The organism is Nocardia sp. NBC_01327, assembly GCF_035958815.1.
Lineage (GTDB): Bacteria > Actinomycetota > Actinomycetes > Mycobacteriales > Mycobacteriaceae > Nocardia.
The window spans coordinates 512127-524188 of the sequence record NZ_CP108383.1; the positions used below are offsets into that span (position 1 = coordinate 512127).

10 protein-coding genes and 2 tRNA genes are annotated in these 12062 nt (G+C 65.2%); 9 read left to right on the forward strand and 3 right to left on the reverse strand.

Annotated elements, in window-relative coordinates; translation table 11 throughout:
- Nucleotides 1-181: 181 nt before the first annotated feature.
- The 9 genes from gyrB (at nt 182) to OG326_RS02275 (ending at nt 9594) form a co-directional block, all read left to right on the forward strand.
- Nucleotides 182-2215, forward strand: coding sequence for a DNA topoisomerase (ATP-hydrolyzing) subunit B (gene gyrB, locus OG326_RS02235; protein WP_327142960.1), 2034 nt, complete (start codon nt 182-184; stop codon nt 2213-2215).
- Between the two features lie 85 nt (nt 2216-2300).
- Nucleotides 2301-4814 carry a DNA gyrase subunit A gene (gene gyrA / locus OG326_RS02240; RefSeq protein WP_327142961.1) on the forward strand — a complete coding sequence of 838 codons (2514 nt, stop codon included), beginning with the start codon at nt 2301-2303 and terminating at the stop codon, nt 4812-4814.
- A 161-nt stretch (nt 4815-4975) separates the two neighbouring features.
- Nucleotides 4976-5812: a DUF3566 domain-containing protein gene (locus OG326_RS02245; RefSeq protein ID WP_327142962.1), complete on the forward strand. Its 837-nt coding sequence runs from the start codon at nt 4976-4978 to the stop codon at nt 5810-5812.
- Nucleotides 5813-5958: 146 nt separating this feature from the next.
- Nucleotides 5959-6032: transfer RNA gene (locus OG326_RS02250), tRNA-Ile, on the forward strand.
- A gap of 29 nt (nt 6033-6061) precedes the next feature.
- On the forward strand, nt 6062-6172 hold the full coding sequence (locus tag OG326_RS02255; RefSeq protein WP_327142963.1) for a DLW-39 family protein: 111 nt from the start codon (nt 6062-6064) through the stop codon (nt 6170-6172).
- Between the two features lie 40 nt (nt 6173-6212).
- Nucleotides 6213-6285: transfer RNA gene (locus tag OG326_RS02260), tRNA-Ala, on the forward strand.
- Between the two features lie 67 nt (nt 6286-6352).
- Nucleotides 6353-7378 (forward strand): adenylate/guanylate cyclase domain-containing protein, encoded by a 1026-nt coding sequence (locus OG326_RS02265; protein WP_327142964.1) that lies wholly within the window; start codon nt 6353-6355, stop codon nt 7376-7378.
- A 381-nt stretch (nt 7379-7759) separates the two neighbouring features.
- A complete protein-coding gene (locus OG326_RS02270) occupies nt 7760-8752 on the forward strand; it encodes an ATP-binding cassette domain-containing protein (protein WP_327142965.1) in 993 nt (330 codons plus the stop codon).
- Complete coding sequence (locus OG326_RS02275; RefSeq protein ID WP_442790901.1) at nt 8749-9594, forward strand: ABC transporter permease; 846 nt, start codon at nt 8749-8751, stop codon at nt 9592-9594. The genes OG326_RS02270 and OG326_RS02275 overlap by 4 nt, the downstream gene beginning before the upstream one ends.
- A 25-nt stretch (nt 9595-9619) precedes the next feature.
- Here the strand turns inward: OG326_RS02275 and OG326_RS02280 are convergent, their stop codons facing one another.
- From OG326_RS02280 to OG326_RS02290, 3 genes are read right to left on the reverse strand one after another with little or no spacing between them, the layout of a single operon-like run.
- Nucleotides 9620-9817 carry a hypothetical protein gene (locus tag OG326_RS02280; RefSeq protein ID WP_327142966.1) on the reverse strand — a complete coding sequence of 66 codons (198 nt, stop codon included), beginning with the start codon at nt 9815-9817 and terminating at the stop codon, nt 9620-9622.
- Between the two features lie 54 nt (nt 9818-9871).
- Nucleotides 9872-11710, reverse strand: a complete 1839-nt coding sequence (glmS, locus tag OG326_RS02285; RefSeq protein ID WP_327142967.1) for a glutamine--fructose-6-phosphate transaminase (isomerizing) — start codon at nt 11708-11710, stop codon at nt 9872-9874.
- Between the two features lie 20 nt (nt 11711-11730).
- Nucleotides 11731-12000 carry a hypothetical protein gene (locus tag OG326_RS02290; protein ID WP_327142968.1) on the reverse strand — a complete coding sequence of 90 codons (270 nt, stop codon included), beginning with the start codon at nt 11998-12000 and terminating at the stop codon, nt 11731-11733.
- Nucleotides 12001-12062 lie beyond the last annotated feature (62 nt).

Sequence of the window (12062 nt, forward strand, 5' to 3'; positions counted from 1 at the left end):
TGTGTCGGTCGTACCAGTAGGATGTAGGAGTAACTAGCGGCGATACCTCCCGGCGCGTTCGGCGACAGCTCGCGCGTGGACCCGTAACCCTCGAGCAGACATGCCCCGGGGCCCCACGTGTGCTCACCGTTCAGCGCTCGGAGGATCAGCAAGTAAGGAGAGCTACCGACCAGTGGCTGCCATGGACTCCAACGCAGACGGCTCGACCAAACCTAAGTCGGGCACATACGGTGCCGACTCCATCACCGTCCTCGAGGGCCTCGAAGCCGTTCGTAAACGGCCGGGTATGTACATCGGCTCCACGGGTGAGCGCGGTCTGCACCACCTGATCTGGGAGGTCGTCGACAACTCGGTCGACGAGGCGATGGCGGGTCACGCCACGCGCGTCGATGTCACCATGCTGGCCGACGGCGGTGTCGAGGTCGTGGACGACGGCCGCGGTATTCCGGTCGCCATGCATGCGCAGGGCGTGCCCACCATCGAGGTGGTCATGACCCAGCTGCACGCCGGCGGCAAGTTCGACTCCGACTCCTATGCGATCTCCGGTGGTCTGCACGGCGTCGGCATCTCGGTGGTGAACGCCCTCTCGACCCGCTTGGAAGCGGATATCGATGTCGACGGCTACCACTGGACCCAGGAGTACAAGGATTCCAAGCCGGGCAAGCTGGTGCAGGGGGAGGCCACCAGGCGCACCGGTACCACCATCCGGTTCTGGGCCGATCCGAATATCTTCGAGACCACCGTCTACAACTTCGAGACGGTCGCGCGCCGGCTGCAGGAGATGGCGTTCCTGAACAAGGGACTGACCATCACCCTCACCGATCAGCGGGTGGCCGAGAGCGATATCACCGACGATGTGGTGAGCGATACCGCCGAGGCGCCCAAGCATCTCGACGAGAACGCCCCGGTCGCGACGCCGAAGGTGAAGACGCGGACCTACCACTACCCCGGTGGGCTCGAGGATTACGTCAAGCACATCAACCGCACCAAGACGCCGATCCACAATTCGATCGTGGCGTTCACGGGCAAGGGCACCGGCCACGAGCTCGAGGTCGCGATGCAGTGGAACTCGGGCTACTCCGAGTCCGTGCACACCTTCGCCAACACCATCAATACGCATGAGGGCGGCACGCACGAAGAGGGCTTCCGCTCGGCGCTCACCACGGTGGTGAACAAGTACGCGAAGGATAAGAAGCTTCTCAAGGAGAAGGACGACAACCTCACCGGTGACGATATCCGTGAGGGTTTGGCCGCCATCGTCTCCGTGAAGGTCTCCGAGCCGCAGTTCGAGGGCCAGACCAAGACCAAGCTCGGCAATACCGAGGTGAAGTCGTTCGTGCAGCGCGCCTGCAACGAGCACCTGGCGCACTGGTTCGAGGCCAATCCGGCCGATGCGAAGACGATTGTCACCAAGGCGGTTTCGTCGGCGCAGGCGCGGGTCGCGGCGCGGAAGGCGCGAGAGCTGGTGCGGCGCAAGTCCGCCACCGATCTGGGCGGTCTGCCCGGCAAGCTGGCCGACTGCCGCTCCAAGGATCCGGTGAAGTCCGAGATCTACATCGTGGAGGGCGACTCCGCCGGTGGTTCGGCGAAGTCCGGTCGTGACTCGATGTACCAGGCGATTCTGCCGCTGCGCGGCAAGATCATCAATGTCGAGAAGTCGCGTATCGACAAGGTGCTCAAGAACAACGAGGTCCAGGCGATCATCACCGCCTTCGGCACCGGCATCCACGACGAGTTCGATATCGCCAAGCTGCGCTATCACAAGATCGTGCTGATGGCCGACGCCGACGTGGACGGCCAGCACATCTCGACGCTGCTGCTCACGCTGCTGTTCCGCTTCATGCGGCCGCTGGTCGAGCAGGGTCACGTGTATCTGGCGCAGCCGCCGCTGTACAAGCTCAAGTGGCAGCGCACCGAGCCGGAGTTCGCGTACTCCGACCGCGAGCGCGACGGTCTGCTCGAGGCCGGCCTCGCGGCGGGCAAGCGGATCAACAAGGACGACGGCATCCAGCGCTACAAAGGTCTGGGCGAGATGAACCCGAAGGAGCTGTGGGAGACCACGATGGATCCTTCGGTGCGCGTGCTGCGCCTCGTCACGCTCGACGATGCCGCCGCTGCCGACGAGCTGTTCTCCATCCTCATGGGTGAGGACGTGGAAGCCCGGCGCAGCTTCATCACTCGCAATGCCAAGGACGTTCGGTTCCTCGACGTTTAGCGGAGCCAGGGGTTAGGGGTTCGATTCCCCTGGCCCCCACCTGCGTCGAGCACCCTCCCAAAAGACTTCCTACGGAGACCAATTCATGACTGAGACTTCGCTTCCGCCCTCGGGTGGCGACCGCATCGAGCCGGTCGATATCCAGCAGGAGATGCAGAACTCCTACATCGACTACGCCATGAGCGTGATCGTCGGGCGCGCGCTGCCCGAGGTGCGCGACGGTATGAAGCCGGTGCACCGCCGGATCCTGTACGCGATGTACGACAACGGCTACCGCCCCGATCGCAGCTATGTGAAGTCCGCGCGCCCGGTCGCCGACACCATGGGTAACTACCACCCGCACGGTGATACGGCCATCTACGACACCCTGGTGCGCATGGCGCAGCCGTGGTCGCTGCGCTATCCGCTGGTGGACGGTCAGGGCAACTTCGGTTCGCGCGGCAACGACGGCGCGGCCGCCATGCGCTACACGGAGTGCCGCCTGACTCCGCTGGCCATGGAGATGCTGCGCGAGATCGACCACGAGACGGTCGATTTCACCCCGAACTACGACGGTAAGACGCAGGAGCCGGTGGTGCTCCCGGCGCGCGTGCCGGCGCTGCTGATGAACGGCTCCAACGGTATTGCCGTCGGTATGGCGACCAATATCCCGCCGCACAATCTGACCGAGCTGTCCGAGGCCATCTTCTGGGCGCTGGACAATCACCTCGCGGACGAGGAAGCCACTCTCGAGGCGTGCATCGAGCGGGTGAAGGGTCCGGACTTCCCGACCTACGGCCTGATCGTCGGCACCTCGGGCATCAATGACGCGTACCGCACCGGTCGCGGCTCGATCAAGATGCGCGGTGTGGTCGAGATCGAGGAGGACGCCCGCGGGCGTACCACGATCGTCATCACCGAACTGCCGTACCAGGTCAATACCGACAATTTCATCAATGCCATCGCCGAGCAGGTGAAGGACGGCAAGATCGCGGGTGTCTCCGACATCCACGACGAGTCCTCGGACCGTGTCGGCATGCGCATCGTGGTCACCGTCAAGCGTGACGCGATCGCGAAGGTGGTGCTGAACAACCTCTACAAGCACACCCAGCTGCAGACCTCGTTCGGCGCGAACATGCTCTCGATCGTGGACGGGGTGCCGCGCACGCTGCGCCTGGATCAGATGATCCGGCTGTATGTGAACCACCAGTTGGAAGTCATCGTCCGGCGCACCAAGTACCTGCTGCGCAAGGCCGAGGAGCGGGCCCACATCCTGCGCGGCCTGGTCAAGGCGCTCGATCAGCTGGACGCCGTGATCGCCCTGATCCGCCGTTCGGCCGATACCGACACCGCGCGCACCGGTTTGATGCAGTTGCTGGAGATCGACGAGATCCAGGCGACCGCCATCCTGGATATGCAGCTGCGCCGCCTGTCCGCCCTGGAGCGTCAGAAGCTCGTCGACGAATTGGCGAAGATCGAGCTCGAGATCGCCGATCTCAAGGACATTCTGGAGAAGCCGGAGCGCCAGCGCGCCATCGTGCGCGACGAGCTGACCGAGATCGTCGACAAGTACGGCGACGACCGGCGCACCAAGATCATCGCCTCCGACGGCGACGTGACGGACGAGGACCTGATCGCCCGCGAGGACGTGGTCGTCACCATCACCGAGACCGGCTATGCCAAGCGCACCAAGACCGACCTCTACCGCTCGCAGAAGCGCGGCGGCAAGGGCGTGCAGGGCGCGGGCCTCAAGCAGGACGATCTGGTCCGGCACTTCTTCATCACCTCCACGCACGACTGGCTGCTGTTCTTCACGAACAAGGGCCGGGTCTACCGCGCCAAGGCGTACGAGCTGCCCGAGGCCAGCCGCACCGCCCGCGGTCAGCACGTGGCGAACCTGCTGGCCTTCCAGCCGGACGAGAAGATCGCCCAGGTCATTCAGCTGACCACCTACGAGGACGCCCCGCATCTGGTGCTGGCGACCCGCAACGGCCTGGTCAAGAAGTCCCGTCTGACCGACTTCGACTCCAACCGCACCGGCGGCATCGTCGCGGTCAATCTTCGCGATGGTGACGAATTGGTCGGCGCGGCACTGTGTTCGGCCGATGACGATCTGCTGCTGGTGTCGGCGCACGGCCAGTCGATCCGCTTCTCCGCCAATGACGAGGTGCTGCGCCCGATGGGCCGCGCCACCTCCGGCGTGCAGGGCATGCGGTTCAATCAGGCCGATGAACTGTTGTCGCTCAACGTGGTTCGCGAGGGCGACCAGAACTACCTGCTTGTCGCGACGGCCGGTGGGTACTCCAAGCGCACGGCGATCGAGGAGTACACCGCGCAGGGTCGTGGTGGAAAGGGCGTATTGACCATTCAATACGACGAGAAACGTGGCAGTCTGGTCGGTGCGCTCATCGTCGACGACGAGGATGAGCTGTACGCCATTACATCCGGCGGCGGTGTTATCCGGACTGTGGCCAAGCAGGTTCGCAAGGCTGGACGCCAGACCAAGGGTGTGCGATTGATGAACCTCGGCGAGGGCGATACCTTGCTTGCGATCGCGCGTAACGCGGACGAGCCCGACCAGGTTGTCGAAGATGACACCAGCGGTTCGGCGAAGCAGTAGTTTCACCCCAGCAGCGGCGGCACAACGGATCGAAGGATTCACCATTGACCAATCAGCCGAATGACCAGCGTGGTCATGCCAATGGCGTGACCGAGAGAATCGCTCCGTCTCCGATTCCGCCGCGGCCTATTCCGCGACCGGGTTCGGGAAACGAGGGCGGCGTGCCGCAATCCAATGAGATGCCGGACAACTCCGGCGATTTCGCGCCGGACAACTCCGGCCGAATGAGCGATCCGACGGAGGTGACCGCCCCCGAAGGCGTGGACGGTCAGTCCGGTGGTTCGCCCTATCAGGACGGTGGGTGGTCGCAGCTGCCGCAGCGGGAACCGCAGTCCAACCTGTACCGCCCGGGTCAGGCCCCCACCACCGGCAGGCCCGGCAGTGCGGGTCTGAACGCCGGTGTCTCCAATGCGCGCACCACCGCCGATCTGGCGGCCAAGGCGGCACGCAAGGAGGCCGCCATGGTGAAGTCCGTCGGCATCGACGGACCCACCCGTAGCATCGCCCGTCCGGAACTGGTGAAGGATCTGCCGGATCTGTCGGAGATGCGGCATCCGCTGCCCCCGCCGGAGCCGATTCCGCCGTCCGGTCCGGTATCGCCGTCCGCTCCGGCGGCGGTCGCTGCCGCCGCCGCGACCGGGGAGCCGCTGCGGGCCACCGTGCAGGTGCGCCATATCGACCCGTGGTCCACCTTGAAGGTGTCGCTGGTCATCAGCGTCGCGCTGTTCTTCGTGTGGATGCTGGCGGTCGGCCTGCTGTACCTGGTGCTCGAGGGCATGGGTGTGTGGGGCCGGCTCAACAGCACCTTCACCGACATGGTGTCGGACAGCTCCTCCTCGGGGCTGATCGACGCCGGCACGGTGTTCGGCTACGCGAGTGTCATCGGTCTCATCAATGTGGTGTTGCTGACAGCACTTTCGACGGTCGGCGTGTTCGTCTACAACCAGTGCACCGATCTGGTCGGCGGCATTCAGGTGACCCTGTCCGATCCGGATTAGAGACCCTGTCCGACCCGGATTAGAGGCTTGTCGAAACGGCTGGTCCCGCCTGTGATTTCAGGCCGGTGACCAGCCGTTTTGCTTATCCGCGCTGTCGTCGGGTAATCTTCAGCCTCGGTTCGAGTCACAGACTCGGAGCTGGATGAGGGCCTATAGCTCAGGCGGTTAGAGCGCTTCGCTGATAACGAAGAGGTCGGAGGTTCAAGTCCTCCTAGGCCCACTCCTGAACATCACAGTAGGGTGGGATTCATGCTGAAAACTCTCCTCATGGTCGGCGTTGTCGCCGCGGTGATCTTCGGAATCAGCAAGCTGCGCCAGCGAAGCGATGCGGACCTGTGGCACGAGGTCACCACTCGCTGATCCTCTTCGGGATCCTGTGGAAGCACAGACATCCCGGCTGGGGGCCTTAGCTCAATTGGCAGAGCACTGCCTTTGCAAGGCAGGGGTTAGGGGTTCGATTCCCCTAGGCTCCACTCGTTAATTATCACAGCCCTTCGTGGCTGTCTTATTCCGAGCACATGCGCCCCGTAAGGTGGCGGCATGGCTTCCCCGGAGATCTCCAAGCTGGTCCAATCGGTGGTGGAGCCGTTCCTGCTGAACGGGCAGCGCAAATACAATCGGCGCGAAGTCACCGCGCTCACCAAGGTGCCCTCCTCGCTGACGCGGCGCCTGTGGGTTTCTCTCGGATTTCCGGCCGATCCGGACGATTCGGCCGTCGAGTACACCGATGCCGATATCGATGCGGCCAAAATCTTCAGCAAGCTGAATGTGCTTGCCTCCGCGGATATTCACCGGCAGACGACCGCCGCGCGCACCCTGGGCCGCTCCATGGCCCGGCTGGCCGAATGGCAGGTCGATCTGGTGACCGAGGAGATCCTCGATCGCATTGCCAAGAACACCGCCGAGGATCCGGCGGCCGATCACGAACAGGTGGCGCGCGCCGCGACCGAAGAGGTGGTGGCCGAGCTCGAGGCGCTCATGTCCTATGCGTGGCGGCGGCACCTGGACGCGGCCCTGTCGCGGTCGCTGGAGGAGGGCGCGGTCGCGGGGGACACCATGCGGGTGCTGGCGGTCGGCTTCGCCGATATGGTCGGCTACACCCGCCTGACCCGGCACCTGGATCCCGAGGAGCTCTCCTCGCTGCTGGAGGCGTTCGAGACGGCCACCAGCAATGCCATTACGGCGCACGGTGGTTGGGTCATCAAGAACGTCGGCGATGAAGTCATGTTCGCGGCCAATACCGCGAAGGACGGCGCCCGCATCGCCCTGGCCATCCAGGAGGCCGCCACCGCCTCACACGGCGTCACCCAGGAGCTCCGGGTCGGCCTGGCCTACGGCGACGTCCTGCAGCGCTTCGGCGACCTCTACGGCTCGGTCGTGAATGTTGCGGCCCGCCTTACAGGTGTGGCCCGCCCGGGCACCGTACTCATCGATGACAGTGCGGCACAGTCGATTGTCGGCGACCCGCAATTCGATCTGCGCCACCTGCGCACGGTCCGAGTGAAGGGCATCAACCGCCTCCACGGGCATGTCTTGCGCCGCAATGAGATTCGTCCACTGGTCTGAAAAGGCGAACTACCTGCGCTGATTCCTACCCCAGACATGGGGGCGGGCCTCGGCGAAGGGGGGGAGTTAGCCGAGGCCCGCGTAAGGTCGGCCCGGGGGGGAGGGGCCGACGCGATCGATCCTACGCGACACCGGCTGATTGCGTGGAAATCGGGGCATCGCGTTCGAAGATTTTTTGCGGGAAAAAGTGTCGTACCCGCGTGCGAACATATGTTCGCACGGGAGCTGGCTGTCTCGGACCCCCGGCGGGATGCGGTCGTTAATGTGTGGCCTCCGCCGCCGCGCCGGGGCATACTTGCCCTGAATGTCCGGTCTTGTTCAGCAGCATCTGTGCAGCTCAGAGCCCCTGCGGCTGCCAACTCGCGAGACATCAGGAGAATCATGCCCGACGCAATAGTCGCCGAGGGTCTGGTCAAGAAATACGGCAAACTGGTCGCACTTGACGGACTCGATCTCGTGGTGCCGGAAGGCACCGTCACCGCGCTGCTCGGTCCCAACGGCGCGGGCAAGACCACCACCGTGCGCGTACTCACTACTCTGCTGGTGCCCGACGCCGGGCGGGCAACCGTTGCGGGCGTGGATGTTCTGCGGGAACCGCAGCGGTTGCGTGCGCGCATCGGCGCGTCCGGTCAGTACGCGGCCGTGGACGAATACCTCACGGGCTTCGAGAATCTCGAGATGGTCGGCCGTCTCTATCACATGGGCGTGCAGCGCAGTAAGGAGCGAGCGCGGGAGCTGCTGGACCGCTTCCGGCTCAGCGATGCCGCCGATCGTCCGGTGAAGGGGTATTCGGGCGGTATGCGTAGACGGCTCGATCTGGCGGGCGCGCTGGTGGCCAATCCGCCGGTGCTGTTCCTGGACGAACCGACCACCGGCCTGGATCCCCGTGCGCGCCTGGATCTCTGGGATGTCATCGACGAACTGGTCGCCGGCGGCACCACGCTCCTGCTGACCACCCAGTACATGGAGGAGGCGGACAGACTGGCCGATTCCATCGCGGTCATCGACCACGGCAAGGTCATTGCCGAGGGCACCTCCGATGAGCTGAAGGCGCTCGTGGGTGGTGATCGCATCGAGCTTGTTGTCGACCATGCGGACAATCTGGGCATCGCCCAGCGCGCGCTGGAAGGCTTGGCGCAGGGCGAGATTCGGCTCGAGCCCAGTATGCGGCGCATTATCGTGCCGGTGAACGACGGCTCGCAGGCGCTGGTGGATGCCATCGGTCTGCTCTCGAAACATGAAGTGGTCATTCATGATGTCGGGTTACGCAGGCCCTCGCTGGACGATGTGTTCCTGTCGCTGACGGGGCACGAGGCCGACGATCTGATCAATGGCGCCAAGTCCGCCGAGCCGACCGCGGGCGGTGCCCGATGAGCGCCGCACTGCAGACCACCGTCGACAATCCTTCGCCCGCAGCGCGTTTGGCGATGGTGTTCACCGACAGCGTCACCATCACCAAGCGCAATGTCATCAAGATTCGGCGCGTGCCCGATGTGCTGATCTTCTCGACGCTGTCGCCGATCATGTTCGTGCTGCTGTTCGCGTACGTCTTCGGTTCGGCAATTCAGTTGCAGGGCACCTCTTATCGCGAATTCCTGATCGCGGGCATCTTCGCGCAGACCGTGGTCTTCGGCGCCACCTTCACCGGGCTGAGCCTCGCGGAGGATATGCAGAAGGGCATTATCGACCGCTTCCGCTCGCTGCCCATGGCGCCGTCGGCGGTGCTGATCGGCCGCACGATCGCCGATGTGTGCATCAATCTGGTGAGCCTGGTGGTCATGTCGCTGACCGGTCTCGCGGTGGGCTGGCGCATTCGCGGTTCGTTCCTCGACGCGGTGCTCGCCTACGTGCTGCTCCTGCTGTTCGCCTATGCCGTCTCGTGGATCATGGCGGTGGTGGGCCTGCTGGTGCGGGCGCCGGAGGTCTACAACAATGCCAGCTTCATGGTGATCTTCCCGCTGACGTTCATCGCCAATACCTTCGTGCCCACCGCCACGCTGCCCACCGTCCTCCGGGTGATCGCGGAGTGGAATCCGGTCTCGGCGGTCACGCAGGCGAGCCGGGATCTGTTCGGCAATACCAGTCCGATGGGGCCGAGCACCGATGTGTGGCCGATGCAGCATCCGGTGGCGACAACACTGCTATGGGTCGTGGTGATTCTCGCCGTATTCGTGCCGCTGGCGCTGGCGCAGTACAAGCGCTCCGTGAGTCGCTGACTCGGGAGCAGGTCGAATTACCTTCTCAGCGCGCGGATTCCGCGATCGGAGAGGGGCTGGAGCCGTTGCGGGAATACCCGAGGCGCGGCGGCTCCGCGGCGGGGGCGGGCGGCTGGGGCCGCCGGCTCACGAAAAACGCGACGGCGCCGCCCGCGACAGCGAGCACCGCCGCCACGATGATCCGATTGCGACGGAAAATTCCGGAAGAACGCCCCAGCTCCATCCGACCACTTTGACACAGCAATGGTTTTCGCGCACCCGAGTGCGCGTCCCGGGGTTACTCGACGGTAACGCTCTTGGCGAGGTTGCGGGGCTTGTCCACATCCCGGTCCAGCGCGACGGCCATGTGATAGGCCAGCAGCTGGAGCGGGATGGTCAGGATGATGGGATCCAGTTCCCGCGCGACCGCGGGGACCCGGATGACCGCATCGGCCAGCCCGGCGGGCAGGTCGGTATTGGTGATGGCAATCACCGGTCCGCCGCGGGCCTTGATCTGCTCGATGGTGGTGATGTTCTTGGCCAGCAGTTCGTCACCGGGGATCAGGACCACGCTGGGCATCTCCGGATCGATGAGGGCCAGCGGGCCGTGCTTGAGCTCGGAACCCTGGTACGCCTCGGCGTGGATGTAGGAGATCTCCTTGAGCTTCTGCGCACCCTCGCGGGCCACCGGCCAGCCGCGCACCCGGCCGACGAAGAACATGCTGCGCGCCTTGGCGTAGCGGTTCGCGATCTCGGCGATCTCGGCGTCCTGGTCGAGCACCGATTCGATGGCCTCGGGCAGTGCGCGCAGGCCGGTGACGATGCGCTCGCCCCCGGCGGCCGACAGGTCGCGCACGCGGCCCAGCAGCAGCGCCAGCATGGCGAAGGAGACGGTCATATTGGTGAGCGCCTTGGTGGAGGCCACCGAGACCTCGGGTCCGGCGTGCAGGAACATACCGGCCCCGCATTCACGGGCAATGGCGCTGCCGACGGCATTCACCGCGCCGATGACCCGGCCGCCCTTGCGCTGCAGCTCCTGCACCGCGGCCAGGGTGTCCAGGGTCTCACCGGACTGGCTGATGGCGATGTACAGTGCGTCCGGGTCGACCACGGGATTGCGGTAGCGGAATTCGGAGGCGGGTTCGGCGGTGGCGGGGATGCGCGCCAGCTCCTCGATCAGCTGGGCGCCCAGCTGTCCCGCGTAATAGGCGGAGCCGCAGCCGAGGAAGACGACCTTGCGAATGCCGCGCAGTTCCCGCGCGTCCATGTTCAGTCCGCCCAGAATCGCGGTGGCGAAGCGTTCGTCGAGCCGGCCGCGCAGTGCCCGGCGGACCGCGTCGGGCTGTTCGGCCATTTCCTTGCGCATGAAGTCCGGATAGCCGCCGAGTGCGTAGTCCTCGGCCGCCATATCGATGGTGGTGGGGGTTTTGTCGGTTCGGCTGGCATCCAGTCCCAGTGTGCTGGTGCGGAATTCGCCCGCCTTCACGGTGGCCAGTTCGCCGTCGTCGAGGAAGACCACACGCTGGGTGTGGTGCACCAGCGCCGCCACATCGGAGGCCACGAACATCTCGCCGTCGCCGACGCCGAGCACGATGGGGCTGCCGTTGCGGGCGACGACCAGTTCGTCGGGGCGGCGCGAATCCAGCACCAGCAGACCGAAAGTGCCTTCGACACTGTGCAGTGCGGTGCGGACGGCGTCCTCGAGCGATTCGGTGTCGTCGAGGCAGGCGGCGATGAGGTGCGCGATGGCCTCGGTATCGGTGTCGGAGAGGAATTCCACGCCGTCGGCGGTCAGTGCGGCGCGCAGTTGTTCGGCGTTCTCCACGATTCCGTTGTGCACCACGGCGATCCGCCCGCTGCCGTCGGTGTGCGGATGCGCATTGGCGTCGCTGGGTTCACCGTGGGTGGCCCAGCGGGTGTGTGCGATGCCGACGGTGCCGCGCAGGCGCGCGCCCTCCGCGTCCACCCGATTGCGCAGATCCTGCACGCGGCCCTGGGTTTTGGTGATCCGCAGCCGGCCGCGGTGCGGGACGGCCAGTCCGGCGGAGTCGTAGCCCCGGTATTCGAGGCGGTGCAGGCCCTCGAGCAGGACCGGCACGGACTCACGGTGCCCGATGTATCCGACGATTCCACACATTGCGCGAAGCTCTCCTCTGTCTATCCGTAGACGATGCGGCGCAGCTGCCGTTCGGTGAATTCGGGGGCGGCCACCCGGTGCTGCGCCAGTTCGCTCGTGAGGCGCTGCCAGATATCGGCATTGCGCACCTGGCGGCGTTGCAGTTCGGCGTGTCTGCGGCGCACGAACTGCTCGGCCGTCTCGTCGAAATATCCGACGACATCGGCGACCACCCGGGCCGCGATGGCGTCGGGCAGCCCCGTGGAGGCCGCCACATGGCGCACCAGATCGACCGGAACCCCGTCAGTCACGCCCTGAGCCTGCCCGATGATTTCCATTTCGCCAACATTTGTGCCCGATTCCGGGCAAAGAA